We start from the raw sequence: 15003 nt of genomic DNA, 5'->3' as shown, positions 1-15003 counted from the left end.
GGCTTGCCGCAGGCTACCGCAAAGACGCAAAGTACGCGAAGAAATAAACTGAGAAAGAAAATCATCCTGTAAATATGTGAAGCCTTTATTTAAATATTGGAAATATCTGATATGACAACCACCCTAACCCCAAACCAAACAAAGAAGTAGCAGCCAAAATGAGAAATGTGTGAAACCTGCTGAAGGATTCGAGTAAGTTTTCTGAAGCCACAGACAAAGCTACAGCTCCAGCCAAATCTAAAACCACAGCTAAAACTGAAACCCCAACCACAGCCCCAGTTCCAGCCAAACCTACAGATCCAGCTCCAGCTGAAGGTGCTATAAGGAAGCCTAAAACTGAGTAGCTTAACAAAACACCTGTTAACCATCCCCAAGGGATAGTTTTTGAGCTTTGCTGTGCTTGAGAAGATATTTGAGTTAAAGCATTATTTTGAGTTTGTCTAGACTTCCCTGACTTTCCAGATTGAGACGAAGAATTATTAACAACTTGCCTAACAGGTTTCTTCAACAATTCCAACCACTGCTGCATTGATTGCGGACGATTTTGTGCATCTACTTCCATCCCTTCAAGAATCGCCCGATTCACCCAATCACTAATACTGGGATTAATTCCCTGTGGTGGCTGTAATGTTTCTGTACCATCAGCTCTAAGTGGAGCAGGTGGAGGAAGTGTTTTGGTTAACAGAAAATACAGAGTTGCAGCTAAAGCATAAACATCTGTATAAGCACCTCGTTTGGCTACTGTGACATACTGCTCAATGGGTGCAAAGCAATGAGTGAGATTTGCTGTGTGAGATTATGTTAAATCAGGGGTAAATTCTCGCGCAATGCCAAAATCAATTAATACTGCTTCTTGTTTACCTGCACGCACAATTATATTTGCTGGCTTTATGTCCCGATGCAACAAGCCATTGTTATGAACTACTGTTAGCGCTTCGCTAATCTGGCGAATGTAGCCTAATGCCTCAGCTTGTGACAAAATACCACGGTTGACAACTCTATCTGTAAGATTTTCTCCCTGAATGTATTCCATCACCATGCACCATAGTTGCCCTTCTTGGAATACATCGTCAACCCGGACAATATGCGGATGATTACATTTGGCTAACCGTAGCGCTTCTCTGACAAAATCTTCTTGTAATTTGGCAAAGTCAGGGCGACGTTGTACGGTTTCATTCAGGGTTTTGATGACAACCCATTCTCCTCTATCATTCCTAGCTAGATAAGTGATCCCAAAGCCACCTTGAGCGAGAGTTCTTTCGATGGTGTATTTTCCACCCCGTAACTGATACCCAGGTGAACCAATGCTTACAACTTGTTTGGGAGCTAGCATTTCTAACCATTCTTGCATGGTCTGGGGGCGGTCTTGGGGTTCCAATTCCATGCCTTTGAGAATTGCTTGATTTAAGTCATCGCTGATACTAGGAATGTGTTGCTGTGGCAAAATTAAGGGAACGCTATAAAGCTTACGGTCTAGTAATGGTGAGGGTAATTGACCTGTGACAGCGTAGTAGAGAGAAGCAGCTAAAGAGTAAACATCGATATATGGCTCTCGTCCACTCCGTATTTGTTCGTAAGGTGCAAAAGCTGGATTGACGAAAACTTTTGAACTAACGGTGGTGGGTATAGTCTCGCCAGCAATACCAAAGTCAATCAAAACAGCTTTACCATCTTGCTGCACAATGATATTACCTGGGTGAGCGTCACGATGAACTAATCCTGCTTGGTGTACTACTTTAAAGCTTCCCCAATTTGATGTATACACTTGATTGCTGCTTCACTGGGTAACGCTCTCCGTTGTTGCACAAGTTGAAATAAACCTCCCCTTGCACAAAATCCATGACTAGGCAGTATATACCACCTTCATGAAACAAATCCCTGATCCGAACAATATTTGGATGTTGAGTTTCCGAAAGCTTTTCCAGTCGCCGCCCTTCTTCAATAAATCGCTTGACGTATTTAGGGTACTCTGGGTCATAGCGTAGGGTTTCATTGGGCGTTTTGATTACAACTAGGTTATTCAGGAAAGTGTGTCGTGCTTTATAGGTAATCCCAAATCCCCCTTGTCCCAGGACTTGTTCGATAATGTACTTATCACCCTGCAATTTTTGCCCAGGTACCCAAACCATTTTTGTCTGATTTTGAGACTATGAAGCTTATTATGGCACAGTGTAATTTTGTAATCTAGCGATCGCACTGAGCTTGTTTACACTAAAAAATATTTGTGCAAGAGGTTTAATTCATTAGCTGAGATTTAAACTTCATGGCCGAGTATTTTAATTTCGTTAGAGAGTCTTACAACCTCGTCGTTGAGTATTTAAAACTTGTCAACGAGTGTTTCCAATTGCGTCTTTGAGTATTTGAGCTTCGTAAACGAGGATGAGAAATTCATTAACGAGTTTTTAATTCTCGTGAGTGAATTTCCAAACTTCGTCGTCGAGTGTGAAAGCTTCATTCGTCAGTATCAAAACTTGTTCAACGAGTATTTAATCTCAAAAACACCTAATCTGGAACTAGTGCTTCGTCAAGTTGTTTTGCAGGATAAAGGAACGAACGACAAAAGAAGAGAATTAAAAATTGGTTTATCTCTCAATTCAAACTTGACACAGTACTAGGGATAAAGAATAAAAGTGTAACCCATCTCATTATTCACTCAAAGGCTTCACTGTCACCAGCTTCTCGCCTTCATCCACTATCACCCTTGCCAACCCAAACTGCTCAATTACCCAAGCATTTGTTGTCAAGTGGGTACTAACTTCTGCTACCTGATACTCACTTTGATCCGACGCTAAAGCAGCTGGTAATAATAATTGATCTGCTAAGTGTTCATCCACTGCTGCACCAGTTTGATGAAATTTCAGTAGTTCCTCACAAGCCATGTGAGCAACTTTTTCTGCTGGTAAACCCAAACGCCCTAAAGCACTAAACCCAGCTAAGCTATTTTCATACTCCGCAGTCAAAAATAAACCAGTTCCTGGTGCAACGCCTTTTTCTCGTACAGGCTTGATTGCATGTTTCAATCCTGCTTCAGTTAATAAATTTTCGGCACGGCTAGCCATACGTTGAGGAATGTGAGAAGGTAATTCTGTGGCGATCGCTAACCCCCTTACCTGCTGCAAATCACCACGTTTTCCCAAATTTACCCCAGCAAGTTTTCTACCACCACTCACCAGTAACTCCACCACACCTCCGCCTTGGGGATACCAACCCCAAGAGTTTAACTTTACTTCTACTTCCACACCCATCTGTTTGAGTGTAGGCAGATACACTTGTTCAATGTACGTTATAGGTGGACTAAAGGGGACGTGTGTACCTCCTTTTAGGGTGACTCGCGAATCACCAGTTGCTAAAGCCAGAGGTAACAAAATAGTCTGCAAAACCAAAGTTATGGCACCTGCGGAACCACCTTGACGCGCTTCGCTGACATCAAAGCTGTAATTTTCTGCTTTCACTCCTCTACCAGGAATAAATTCCAGCATCATCGAACCCAAAGCATCACCCCGTACTTGTGCATCACAAATTGTTGCAGTCGCACGCACTCCTGTTAAATGTTGCGCGGCTAACCCTGGATTTTTGCGTCCAGCGCGGATATTGTAAATGCTAATTGGATTACCTGTAATAGCAGCTAAACTCAGGGAGGTGCGAAGAACTTGTCCCCCGCCTTCGCCGTAGGAACCATCTATGTGAATCATAATCAGGTGGTTGGTTGTTGGTGGTTAGTAGTTAGTGGGTACAGACGCGATGTTCCTCGCGTCTGTACATTAGTGGTTAGTAGTTAGTAGTAGTGGTTAGTGGTAATTCCTCCACCCCACCCTATGGGAAGCCGCGCAAAGCGCGTCTACACACTCCCCACACTCCTCACACCCCACCTCCCCACCTCCCCATCTCCTCACACTCCCCCAATTTCTCTACTCTTACCAGGATTCATTAATCCATAGGGATCTACCATTTTCTTAAACTTCAACTGTTCTGGATCGATAACTTTTCTGCCACCATCTTCAATAATATAAGTGTGGGGATTGGCGATAAATATACCCTGTTCTTCGTGATAGCGGATGATTTCGTTCAGGCGTTCTTCGGTGGTGTAGCGTACAAGTTGTAAGGCGGCGGGAATTGCTGCGCCGTTGACACGAATGAACTCTAAATGCATCATGACTTCATCCCCATAGTAATGATACATCTGCTCTACGAGTTCCAGGTTTTTGTTGGCGGGGAAGATACTTTGCAAATAGGTGATGGAAGTATCAACGCTGCGGGCGTGGAGAGTGGTGTGGTTCCAGGTGAATTCTAATAAATTCACACCTTTTCCGGCTTCTTGTACTTTTTGATAAGTTATCTTGCCACCATGTTGCTGCACTAACCCAGGCAATAACTCTAAACTTGGTTCCGCAATTAATAATAAAGCGGCGTGAGTACCATCAGGGATGTATTGCCGCAACGGCGTAAAGTATTGGGGTATAGGGGATGCAAACACAGCAATTTCTTTTTTAATCATGCCATCAGCATCAGCGATCGCTTGCCCAAATCTGGCTGCTGCCATAAATTGTGGGAAGATAATAATTACTTCTGCCCAAGGATAAGCCGGACCGAGGGGGATTTCAACTTCAGTGATAATACCGTTAATGCCCCAGGCGTGATTGACTTTTTGTACATCGTCGCCCCGGAGTTCAATCACATGTGGTTCATCTTCTAAAGTGACGACTTTTAATGCTAAAAGATTACCGCGATCGCCTAACAGTCCATATTGGATGGAACCAATTCCCCCACTACCACCAGCCACAAAGCCGGCAATCGTTGCTGTGCGGTAGGTAGAGGGTGCCATCCGCATTTCCCAACGGATTTCTCGTGCTTTTTTATCCAGTGCTGCTAATTTTACCCCTGCTTCGACGCGCGCTATTCCTGGTTTTACCCAACAGATTTCCTGCATCCGCGTCATATCAAGGATGACGCCACCGTGTAAAGGTACACATTGTCCATAATTTCCTGTTCCTGCACCCCTTACAGTTATCGGAACTCGATATTTTACACAAGTAGCTGCAATTTTTAATACTTCTTGTTCGTTGGCTGGCCGTAAGACTATATCCCCAACTTTTCCTGCTAATTTGGGAACAAGAACCGGGCTGAAGGTATGATAATCCTGGGATAATTTTGCCACTTGAGAGGAATCTGTAATCACTTCGATTCCTGGTAGAGAATTAATTAGGGCTTCTAAATCGTAGGGTTTTATATATGTTGTCATGGTTGCAATAAGGATACCAATGGCATAAAGTCAAGAGAATTATTTATAAATTTTATATATAGCAATGCTATCTGCAAAAGTGAACATTGAGAAAGCCACATCCCCGACTTGTTTAAAAAGTCGGGGATCTTGTTGTTTACGAATGATTTAGGAATGTTAGATATATTTATGTGTTTGCTAAAATTCTACTTATCTAAAACACTACAGCACAAGAAAACAAGATATTAGTATCTAAATTAATTAGCTTTTTATAAAGGTAGTAAAAATTTTTTACAGTAATTTCAAAGGGAACAAGGCACACCCCATTGATAAACTGGCTTTAAAAATTTTTTCATGGCTACTGATTGTTATTGACACAAGTGAAGTTCCCACAGGTATCAATAACAAATAAGCCATACTAGATATTATTTGCACCAATTAAGACTTTATATCAAGTCCGGTTAATTGCTTACGAGATCGTGTTTTATTGTTTGCAATTGGTTGGGAAGATTGTTTCAAACCCATTACCAATTACCAATTACCGACCCCGACGCATAACACAAGTGTTTAAGCGGACACGATATTAAATATTATTCCTTAGTCTTTGGTTGCATTTAATACAAAATATTATTTTATTCTTTGTGTTTTAACTTAATCGAAATGTACATTCGAGAATTAATTTTTGATTTACCAGAGAGTAGGGTTGAATTTCTAAGGCACGATTAAAAGCTGCGATCGCTTTGGCATACTCACCTAAAGCTGCGTAGCTTAAGCCCATGCCATGCAATGCCCCAAAGTGAACTGGGTTAATCTGAATAGCCATGAGACAATCAGTCAAAGATTTTTCATACTGGCTAGTAGTGTAGTAAAGAAAAGCACGACGATTCCAAGCTTCAGCAAAATCTGGTTGTTCATTAATTAACTCAGTCAAGACTGCTTCTGCTTGGGAAATTTGTCCTGAATCTAGTAACTTTTGACTGCGTTCAATCATTTCTAGCCCATAAATTCCCTTTTGCTGATACCAGATGCGCCAAAGCTTTTTTGTCGCTTGTTCGCGGACTGTTTCATCAGAATTTTTCAAGTCTTCAAGTAAGGAATTGACAAATAAAGAATCCATGAATTTGACGTGAGAGATAGTATCTTTGGATCAAATTTCGCACAAAATGTTCTCAAAATAAACTTCTTAATCGACTTTTAAAATTCACCTGATAAATTGCAAGTTACAGCAATAAATGTTTTGTTTGTTGTAGCTTGTAATACGATCTAGTGTTTCATTGCGTATCAATGGATAACTATTTTACAGAACATGTGGTCATCAACTATTGACGTTTGCCTGTTAACTGGTGACTAATAAGAAATATCCCAAGACAAAATAAATGACTATGCCAAAACAAAACAGCGTTTCCAGGCATATAGTTCTAACTTCTCATCCCAGCCGCTTTGGTCCCAAACCAATTCCTATCAAATGGGGAGCAAGCGATCCGATGGAACGGGGTCCTGTGATTGCCACTTTGACAAAGCAAGCACATCGTAATGTGATTGGCACTCATTCTGGCAGTTATGCGGTTTATCGTGCCTTAGCGGTGGCAAGTGGTGCATTACAGTCAGATCACAGGGCAGATCTCACTAATACTTCCCCAGTTGAGCATATCGGGCCGCATTCGAGTTGGTTTGACCCTGACAAAATTGTTTCTCTTGATCCTTTTGGGGCAATTGTAGGTGAAGTGTTTGCGCCTTACTACGAGCAAGGATATGATATTCGCCCTACTATTGCCATCACCAAAGCTCACATCAACATGCCCGAATTGTTAGAGGCAGTGACAAAAGGGCGCTTGGCGATCGATGGCAAGATCATGAAACCAGGTGGTGATTTGGTTGTCACCAAAGCTGCAATTGAACCTGTCTGGTATTTACCAGGAATAGCTAAACGCTTTCAAATCTCCGAGGGTGAATTACGGCGTGCTTTATTTGAACAAACTGGAGGCATGTTCCCAGAACTAGTTACACGGACTGATTTGGAGGTATTTTTACCACCAATTGGCGGTGTGACAGTTTATATTGTTGGGGATGTCGCAGCAATTACCGACCCCAATAAACCTTTAGCAGTACGGGTACATGATGAATGTAACGGTTCTGATGTCTTCGGCTCAGATATTTGCACCTGTCGCCCCTATCTAGTACATGGCATAGAAGTTTGTGTACAAACCGCCCAAGAAGGCGGTGTTGGGATCATAGTTTACTGTCGCAAAGAAGGACGTGCCTTGGGAGAAGTAACAAAATTCTTGGTTTACAACGCCCGCAAACGGCAAGAAGGTGGCGATCGCGCTGATGCCTACTTTGCTCGTACCGAATGTGTCGCGGGTGTTCAGGATATGCGCTTTCAAGAATTAATGCCAGATGTTTTGCATTGGTTGGGAGTTACCCGCATTGATCGCATGGTGTCGATGAGCAACATGAAATACAACGCCATCACCGCAGCTGGGATCGAAATTGTGGAACGCATACCTCTTCCTGAAGAGTTGGTTCCCGAAGATGCCCGTGTCGAAATTGAAGCGAAAAAAGCTGCTGGTTATTACACTACAGGCAAGGTGTTGGAGGTAGATGATTTAGCGGAGGTTAAGGGTCGTTCTTTGACAGATTAAGTTTATTGAAGGCTGAAGTATGAAGGCTGAAGTGTAAAGTAATTTCTCATTTCATCCTTCATCCTTTACACTTCAGACTTCTTTGAGAGGGTGTATCGGCTAGAGGAAGTTGGAATGGAAACAACCGCTAAGGCGCAGAGAATGCCAACAAAAGAAACTGAGGTGGTTGCTTATTTGCGATCGCCAATTGCCATCCGGGACCGTTGCGAACAAATATTTACAATGGTTGTTGCAGGCAAGTCCCATCATTTTGCTTGCGATTTAGATCAATTAGGACGGGTGGCAGATTATGTGATTGCAGTGATGCGGGATCAGTATCCCGATTTACAAATCCCGTTTCATAGTCGTTGGCGACATTTTGAAGCTGGAGGCGTACCACGTTTGGCTCTCTTGGATGAGAAGTTAGCTAACATGACACCTATCCAGAAAGCTGCTGCTAAGTTTGATTTAGCAATCATTAGTGTGTTACTGGATGCTGGTGCTGGCGATCGCTGGCATTTTTATGAAAAAGAAACTCAATTAGGCTTTAAGCGTTCTGAAGGCTTGGCAGTAGCTAGTTACCATATGTTTTGTCAAGGGCTTTTCGCCAGCGATCCCCATCAACCTTTACAAGTAAATGCCCAAAAATTACAACAGTTAACAGAACAAGAACTGGCCGATGGATTGGGTGCAACCGCAGAAAATCCCTTGGTGGGAATTGCAGGGCGATCGCAATTATTGCAAAAATTAGGTCACCTCCTGCTAGCTTTGCCCCAGATATTTGGGGAACAAAATCCCCGTCCTGGTAATCTGGTAGATTATCTTTTGGCGAAAGAAAAAAATAATCAGCTAGCAGCTGCAACTGTGTTAATTGCTGTTTTGGAAGGACTAAGTGACATTTGGCCTGGACGCTTGGAAATAGCCGGGTCAAATCTGGGAGATGTCTGGTTTCACTCAGCCGTCAGTGATGATGGTTTAGTTCCATTTCACAAACTATCTCAGTGGCTGAGTTATTCTCTGCTTGAACCTCTCCAAGAATTGGGCATAGAAATAACAAACTTAGATGCCCTGACTGGATTACCAGAATATCGTAATGGCGGCTTATGCCTAGACTTGGGATTGATTAAGGCCAAACATCCAGATATTTTTTCTCAGCCTCAGTCAGTAGCATCCGAAGTTATTGTTGAATGGCGTGCCTTGACTGTAATTCTTCTAGATCAAATCGCCGCTACAGTACGAACAAAGTTAGGCATGAGTAAGCAGGAATTACCACTAGTGAAAATTTTGCAGGGAGGAACCTGGACAGCTGGCCGAAGAATAGCTGCCCAACTGCGGACAGGTGGTATCCCTCCCATACAGATAAAAAGTGATGGCACAGTATTTTAGCAGCGACTCTTACGCAGGGGGTCCCTCCCCCAATCCCCACTCCCTTGGGGGAGTAGGGGCCGGTGAGTCCCCCATGAGCGACTGACGAACCCGTAGACGCGCAAGCGTCTTCTCACAAGAGTAGGGTTAGTAGTTAGTGGTTAGTGGTTAATGGTTAGTAGTTACTTGTTCTTTAAACTACTTACTTCTCACACTCCACCCTTACGGGAAGCCTATGAGCGCGTCTACACACTCCCCCCACCTCCCCACTGCCCCTAATCCCCACCTCCCCACTGCCCCCTATCCCCAATCCCCGATCACTAACATGGGAAATCAAGTAATACTAATTAAGCATCCATTAATTCAGCACAAACTAACGCTCATGCGTAAAGCTGAAACTAGTACGGCAAAGTTTCGCTTTCTCCTCAAAGAAATTAGTATGTTGTTGGCATATGAGGTAACGCGAGACTTACAGATCAAATGTGAACTAATTCAAACACCCTTAGCACCGATGAGTGCCCCTGTCCTCGCCTCAGACAAAAAGTTGGTTATAATTTCTATTCAACGGGCAGGACAGGGAATTTTGGACGGAATGCTAGAGTTGATACCATCAGCACGAGTGGGACATATTGGTTTATACCGCGATCCCAAAACCTTGATTCCCGTAGAGTATTATTTTAAAGTTCCTCACGACATAAACAAGCGAGATGTGGTGATAGTCGATCCCATGCTGGCAACTGGTAATTCTGCTGTCGCAGCAGTAGAAAGACTTAAATCCACTAATCCGCAATCAATCAAGTTTGTTTGCTTACTTGCTGCACCAGAAGGAATCGAACATTTCACCCAGGTACACTCTGATGTACCTATATACACTACGGCTATAGATGAAAAGTTGGATGAGCATGGCTATATCATTCCCGGATTAGGAGATGCTGGGGATAGATTATTTGGAACTAAATGAACTAGTCACTATCAATCAATTTTGACCGTTTACTATATTTTATTAAGGCAGAAGGAAAAAATTTAAGCATTCATCCTTCTTGCCTTATAATACCTACTTCGACAAGTTAATACGCATTTATAAACATAATCATGTATTCACTCTGTTTCTAGATATACGGGAAATTACTGCTTAAATATATTTATTTTTATACAAATAAACTGTATATCTGCTTGTTTTATGGTTCTTATGATGAATATTTGGATACCATCGCCATCTATTTATCACAAATGCTACGGTATTAAATGTTGTGCAATGTAAAACCACAGTGTGTCCACATTTACCAAAATTATTAATACTTCTTATGTATTTAAATATGAAAATCTTCTGAATGTTTTCCTAATTACAATTTCAGGGAAATTATTGACACTATAAAATTTCTTGTCAAACTCATACCATTTTGGATTTTGCGAAAAGTTTGTAGACGCGCTTTGCGCGTCTACAAAGCAGCGTCCCAGAGGAAATCTCAAAGCTTTGTAAGACAGATTTTGGATTGTGAAATATTTATTTAAATAAGCGTTTCAGGTTTCCATCTGTCATGATTATTTTTCAAATTGGTATCACTTTTACGAGAGATTGATAAAAGTAAAAATTTCAAGGGCAAATTATCTGCCCTTTTGTTCCAGACTTCTTTCGTAAGTCTGGAGCGAAAGAAATATTATCTATGCAAAATCTGGACAAAGATTTTGATAATTATGTTTGGTGTTTGGGCTTTTCTAATATAGGAAATTGATATGACAGCACCTACTATTGGACAATTAGAGAGAGAAATTTCCAATCGTATCCGTTCTCTTTATAATGTTGAACTTGGTTTGCGTCCTACGAAAATTAATTGCCATTTTTTTCATGGAGAATTAGCAATTACTCTCGAAAATTCTGTGACTAAAGTTGAGCAAATTTTGATGAAATCTGGTTCTGATATTCTGGCTGAGCAAGTAAGAATCGATGTAGACAGAATCATGGTTCCACAGATTCAAGATTTGATTGAGGAAGTTATCGGCAAACCAGTATTAGACTTAATTAGCCATACAAATTTAACAACGGGTCGTACGGGTATAATTGTTTTTATCGAAAATTTGCCTGAGGTTCGCAATCCTCAAGCTATTCCTAAAGCTCGTAAAAAAAATGTTGCAGTTAAAAGTTAGCGGTTGGTGGTGTAAAAGTCAAAATTCACAAAGATTTTTAATTTACATCTGTCTTGAAAATGGGTGTGGGGGTTTAAGGGTGTAGGGGTGTAGGAGGAGTTAAATTTTCATTCTTTCGTTGTGGGCATATTTGCCTGTGGGAGTCTTGCAAGAGTTGCAACAGGTAGGAGGAGGCTGAGCCTCCAAATCCTTGTTACCAGGTTCAACTGGTAACAAGAATTAGAGCCTCTGGCTCTTGTTGATCTTGGTGCAAGTTATCAGTTTTAACGGACTTAGGGTATTACTTGGAAATAAATTTCCAAGCGGATTGTAGCAACAATGAAATAGCCCTGCTTAGTTAAAAGAGTGTAATAAGCTAAGATGGCGACGAAGACAAAATTGTATTTGATGGAAATTAAAAGGTTTGGCGATGCAATCAACAGCCCCCGTCTGGAGAGCAGGATTGAAATCTTCTGCACTGCTTCCAGATGTTAGCCCAATAATTGGTATTTGATTGGTTTCTGGATTACGCTTGAGATAATAGATAACTTGGATACTACTTAAGTCAGGCAGAACCATATCTAAAAAAATTAAATCTGGTTTATGAGTTTGTGCCAGGATTAAAGCTCTTACCCCTTGTTTGGCATACATGCATGAAAATTCTAGTTTCTTAAGATAACTATTGAGAATTTCTATTTCATGTAGATTTGGTTCTACAACCAAAATTAATGGCTTCCCATGCATAAACATTAAGAATCCTCACACATCAAGTCACTATTTGGGAAAAATCTTCGGTAATGAGTGATTTTTCTCAACAGATGTACGAGGTTTCCTCCAGGCGGCTGATGCTACTATGTGCGGTCTGAAACGGATGAACTCGTGTGTGACTGACTAGGTTGGGTATCTGCGCTGCTATTCAGGATAGAACAACCACAAGCTAGTAGCAACACCAAGCTGATATGTTGCTAGTAAATGTACGCATAGTCAAGAGATAGTTGACAAATCTTTATCTTAGTTAAGTTGTTGTGCGCCATAGCGATCGCTTGCGTTCTTCAAGGGAAATGGGTATTGGGCATTGGGAATAGCTAAAAACGCCGTTCCAGACGAGAACGCATACGTTTGAGCAGATGCTTTTTTTGGGGCTGCCAATCGATAGTTGACACGCAAGTCTTGATAAGGCTGAGGTGTTAATAACATATGATAGACAGCAGTCAAAATCCGATGAGCCACAGCGACAATAGCTCTGCTTATTTAAAATACCTCATCTTCCCTACCGCACCACCATTCACCTAAGTTCATTAAATCTTGGTGAATATCAGCCAAAGTATCAGCGTATTCATTTTCTGAAAGTGCTTCGCGCAGTTCTTGCAGTTTCTTCAATCGCAGTTGTACCATCAGCCAGGGTTTGGCAATGCTGTCGGTTGCTTCCATGTACTGGGCTAAGTCTTTGCTATCCATGTCTTTTATTTCTCAATTGTTGAATATATAAGTTGCTTTAATACAATGATGAATCAAAACAGTCACGATTCCGGTCGTGACTGTCTTAAGTTTTAGTGAATCAATTGATATTTCAGCTAATAAACAGTTATCAGTTATCAGTTTTTGATCACTGTTTACTGATAACTGTTCACTGAATTTAAGCCGTAGCGTATTGTTCAGCTACAAAGTCCCAGTTCACCAATTGATCCAAAAAGTTCTTGATAAATGCTGGACGAGCATTGCGGAAATCGATGTAGTAGGCGTGTTCCCAAACATCTAGGGTTAAAAGTGCCTTCTTACCGTGAGCAAGAGGATTCTCAGCATTAGGTGTCTTCATTACCTTTAAGGTGTCACCATCATCGATTAACCAAGCCCAACCGCTACCAAACTGAGTCGCTGCGGCATTAGAAAACTCTTCTTTAAATTTATCAAAGCTACCAAAATCTTTTTCAATTTTGGTAGCTAAATCACCTGTAGGTGTACCACCACCTGCCGGCTTCAGACAGTTCCAGAAGAAAGTATGGTTCCAAACTTGGGCAGCATTATTAAAAACACCTGTTTTGGAGGAATCTTTAAAAGAAAGTTGGATTACTTCTTCCAAGGACTTATCAGCAAGCTCTGTACCTTCAGTGAGTTTGTTGAGGTTATCTACATAAGCTTTGTGATGCTTACCATAATGGTACTCGAAAGTTTCAGCTTTCATACCGTATGGCTCTAAAGCATCAAATGCAAAAGGAAGGGGGGGCTGTGTAAATGCCATTTTGTGAAATCCTCTCTTTACCGTTATCCAGTTTAGAGCTTCTGCTGAAGCTTCGGAAAATAAATAACTCAGTGTTCAGCTGCTTTTAACAGTTATCAGTTATCAGTTATCAGTAAAGGGCGCATCTTCGCTTAGGTTTAAGTCCCTGACCAATTGATCAAAAGTGTTGATAGCGCTTATCTGAGCGTCACGATAGGCCTCACTGATAACTGTTCACTGTTCACTGAATTTAGGTTGCTGAAAACAGGCAATAAAACTTAATAACTTGATTCTACTAGCAAACGTGGTAATGGAAGCGTCAATCTTAAGTTACATGCTGACGAAAATGCTACCAAAAAACTTGTATTTGAGTATTAATACTAAAACATCTATCGTAGGTTTGATTTTAAACTCAGAGCAAATATTAGCTAGCAAACTCAGCAGATGTAAATCTCACTAGCAGGGAGCTTAACTATAAAATTTATTAGTTATTTTTATGACTTTATCGTAAATAGTCAGCCAAAAAAATCCAAAGGCTTAATGTAGTTATTTTTATAATCATACTTTAAGTACAAAATAGAATTGAAGCAGCAAAAATCTTGACATTTAAATTAATATATGCATTCAAAACTCAGTAAAAGTAGCTTGTTTTAACATCAAAAAAAGAGCAGATTTATAGATAGCGATCGCCATCAAGAGAAAAAACTAGAAATAAATATACTTGTTGATGGTAAGTATATTGAATCAATGACTAGTCGCATTTTCCCGAATTTACCGATTACTGAAGTACTTCCCGAGTGTTTAAACAGAAGTAAAAATTTTGCTATGAATGCTACTATGAAAGCATTTAGAGCTTTGGTTAGAGAACTCAAATAATCATACTCTTCAATATTTAATATACGCAATAATAAATATGAATACAGCAACAACAGTACAACAATTAGAAGCCCAATTAATAACGCCAGAAAACTTTGCTCGTTACGGACAGGTAATTTTTCCTAGTAAAGACGGTAAAACCTTCGATACAGAAGATGCTCAATTAAAATTAAATCAAGGCATACCCCGGTTTTATATTATGCATTTGGAACGTCGCGGACGGAAATTTCACAAAATCACTCGCCACGTCCAATGTACTCAATGTCTGGGTTCATTAGAAGGCAAGGACTGGTTAATTGCGGTTTGTCCTCCTAATAATGATACGAATGAACCAGATTTAGAAAACATTTCTGCTTTCCGTATTCCTGGGAATTGTTTTATCAAGTTAGAGGTGGGAACTTGGCACGCCGGACCTTATTTTGAGCATGAGAGCGTGGATTTTTACAATTTAGAATTGAGTGATACGAATATGGTGGATCATTTCACTTATGATTTTTTGCAGAATCAGCAGATAGAGTTTGAGATTGTTTAAAGATTTAGGTTACATCAATTATGCATGAAGAATGAACCACAAAGTCACT

15 protein-coding genes are annotated in these 15003 nt (G+C 40.8%); 5 read left to right on the top strand and 10 right to left on the bottom strand.

The genetic code is table 11. The annotated features are described in order from the left end of the window. Nucleotides 1-85: 85 nt before the first annotated feature. The 6 genes from RS893_RS04975 to RS893_RS04950 all read right to left on the bottom strand — a co-directional run bounded on the left by RS893_RS04975 (nt 86) and on the right by RS893_RS04950 (nt 6335). Entirely contained in the window at nt 86-586 is a 501-nt protein-coding gene (locus RS893_RS04975) for a hypothetical protein (RefSeq protein ID WP_315790148.1), read from the bottom strand. 210 nt (nt 587-796) lie between these two features. Beyond that, nucleotides 797-1765 (bottom strand): serine/threonine-protein kinase, encoded by a 969-nt coding sequence (locus RS893_RS04970; protein WP_315790147.1) that lies wholly within the window; start codon nt 1763-1765, stop codon nt 797-799. After that, complete coding sequence (locus RS893_RS04965; RefSeq protein WP_315790146.1) at nt 1737-2129, bottom strand: serine/threonine protein kinase; 393 nt, start codon at nt 2127-2129, stop codon at nt 1737-1739. The genes RS893_RS04970 and RS893_RS04965 overlap by 29 nt, the downstream gene beginning before the upstream one ends. A 516-nt stretch (nt 2130-2645) precedes the next feature. Beyond that, nucleotides 2646-3692, bottom strand: coding sequence for an RNA 3'-terminal phosphate cyclase (gene rtcA / locus RS893_RS04960; protein WP_315790145.1), 1047 nt, complete (start codon nt 3690-3692; stop codon nt 2646-2648). 197 nt (nt 3693-3889) lie between these two features. After that, nucleotides 3890-5239: an FAD-binding oxidoreductase gene (locus RS893_RS04955; protein WP_315790144.1), complete on the bottom strand. Its 1350-nt coding sequence runs from the start codon at nt 5237-5239 to the stop codon at nt 3890-3892. Nucleotides 5240-5864: 625 nt separating this feature from the next. Then, complete coding sequence (locus tag RS893_RS04950) at nt 5865-6335, bottom strand: tetratricopeptide repeat protein (RefSeq protein WP_315790143.1); 471 nt, start codon at nt 6333-6335, stop codon at nt 5865-5867. Nucleotides 6336-6600: 265 nt separating this feature from the next. Between RS893_RS04950 and RS893_RS04945 the strand changes: the two genes are divergently transcribed. The 4 genes from RS893_RS04945 (at nt 6601) to RS893_RS04930 (ending at nt 11349) form a co-directional block, all read left to right on the top strand. Further along, nucleotides 6601-7860 (top strand): GTP cyclohydrolase II, encoded by a 1260-nt coding sequence (locus RS893_RS04945; RefSeq protein ID WP_315791869.1) that lies wholly within the window; start codon nt 6601-6603, stop codon nt 7858-7860. Between the two features lie 114 nt (nt 7861-7974). After that, nucleotides 7975-9225: a URC4/urg3 family protein gene (locus tag RS893_RS04940; RefSeq protein ID WP_315790142.1), complete on the top strand. Its 1251-nt coding sequence runs from the start codon at nt 7975-7977 to the stop codon at nt 9223-9225. A 304-nt stretch (nt 9226-9529) separates the two neighbouring features. Next, nucleotides 9530-10165 carry a uracil phosphoribosyltransferase gene (upp, locus tag RS893_RS04935; RefSeq protein ID WP_315791868.1) on the top strand — a complete coding sequence of 212 codons (636 nt, stop codon included), beginning with the start codon at nt 9530-9532 and terminating at the stop codon, nt 10163-10165. 773 nt (nt 10166-10938) lie between these two features. Beyond that, nucleotides 10939-11349: a DUF2294 domain-containing protein gene (locus RS893_RS04930; protein WP_315790141.1), complete on the top strand. Its 411-nt coding sequence runs from the start codon at nt 10939-10941 to the stop codon at nt 11347-11349. Between the two features lie 333 nt (nt 11350-11682). Here the strand turns inward: RS893_RS04930 and RS893_RS04925 are convergent, their stop codons facing one another. The 4 genes from RS893_RS04925 to RS893_RS04910 form a co-directional block, all read right to left on the bottom strand. Continuing rightward, nucleotides 11683-12072, bottom strand: coding sequence for a response regulator (locus RS893_RS04925; RefSeq protein WP_315790140.1), 390 nt, complete (start codon nt 12070-12072; stop codon nt 11683-11685). Between the two features lie 267 nt (nt 12073-12339). Beyond that, nucleotides 12340-12558, bottom strand: a complete 219-nt coding sequence (locus RS893_RS04920; RefSeq protein WP_315790139.1) for a hypothetical protein — start codon at nt 12556-12558, stop codon at nt 12340-12342. Nucleotides 12559-12579: 21 nt separating this feature from the next. Then, complete coding sequence (locus RS893_RS04915) at nt 12580-12786, bottom strand: hypothetical protein (protein ID WP_315790138.1); 207 nt, start codon at nt 12784-12786, stop codon at nt 12580-12582. A 178-nt stretch (nt 12787-12964) separates the two neighbouring features. Continuing rightward, nucleotides 12965-13567, bottom strand: coding sequence for a superoxide dismutase (locus RS893_RS04910; protein ID WP_315790137.1), 603 nt, complete (start codon nt 13565-13567; stop codon nt 12965-12967). Nucleotides 13568-14459: 892 nt separating this feature from the next. Here RS893_RS04910 and RS893_RS04905 point away from each other — a divergent pair. Next, nucleotides 14460-14954, top strand: a complete 495-nt coding sequence (locus RS893_RS04905; protein ID WP_315790136.1) for an ureidoglycolate lyase — start codon at nt 14460-14462, stop codon at nt 14952-14954. Nucleotides 14955-15003: the final 49 nt, after the last annotated feature.

It is taken from the genome of Fischerella sp. JS2 (genome assembly GCF_032393985.1).
In the GTDB taxonomy this organism is placed as follows: Bacteria; Cyanobacteriota; Cyanobacteriia; order Cyanobacteriales; family Nostocaceae; genus Fischerella.
Note: the sequence above shows the minus strand (reverse complement) of the source record. Positions and strands in the feature narration are given on the sequence as shown.

What these genes read in the sequence shown, in the direction of transcription:
- RS893_RS04965 (WP_315790146.1), bottom strand. Translation starts at nt 2,129, where the DNA reads ATGGTTTGGGTACCTGGGCAAAAATTGCAGGGTGATAAGTACATTATC.
- rtcA (WP_315790145.1), bottom strand. Translation starts at nt 3,692, where the DNA reads ATGATTCACATAGATGGTTCCTACGGCGAAGGCGGGGGACAAGTTCTT.
- RS893_RS04955 (WP_315790144.1), bottom strand. Translation starts at nt 5,239, where the DNA reads ATGACAACATATATAAAACCCTACGATTTAGAAGCCCTAATTAATTCT.
- RS893_RS04950 (WP_315790143.1), bottom strand. Translation starts at nt 6,335, where the DNA reads ATGGATTCTTTATTTGTCAATTCCTTACTTGAAGACTTGAAAAATTCT.
- RS893_RS04945 (WP_315791869.1), top strand. Translation starts at nt 6,601, where the DNA reads ATGCCAAAACAAAACAGCGTTTCCAGGCATATAGTTCTAACTTCTCAT.
- RS893_RS04940 (WP_315790142.1), top strand. Translation starts at nt 7,975, where the DNA reads ATGGAAACAACCGCTAAGGCGCAGAGAATGCCAACAAAAGAAACTGAG.
- upp (WP_315791868.1), top strand. Translation starts at nt 9,530, where the DNA reads ATGGGAAATCAAGTAATACTAATTAAGCATCCATTAATTCAGCACAAA.
- RS893_RS04930 (WP_315790141.1), top strand. Translation starts at nt 10,939, where the DNA reads ATGACAGCACCTACTATTGGACAATTAGAGAGAGAAATTTCCAATCGT.
- RS893_RS04925 (WP_315790140.1), bottom strand. Translation starts at nt 12,072, where the DNA reads ATGCATGGGAAGCCATTAATTTTGGTTGTAGAACCAAATCTACATGAA.
- RS893_RS04915 (WP_315790138.1), bottom strand. Translation starts at nt 12,786, where the DNA reads ATGGATAGCAAAGACTTAGCCCAGTACATGGAAGCAACCGACAGCATT.
- RS893_RS04910 (WP_315790137.1), bottom strand. Translation starts at nt 13,567, where the DNA reads ATGGCATTTACACAGCCCCCCCTTCCTTTTGCATTTGATGCTTTAGAG.
- RS893_RS04905 (WP_315790136.1), top strand. Translation starts at nt 14,460, where the DNA reads ATGAATACAGCAACAACAGTACAACAATTAGAAGCCCAATTAATAACG.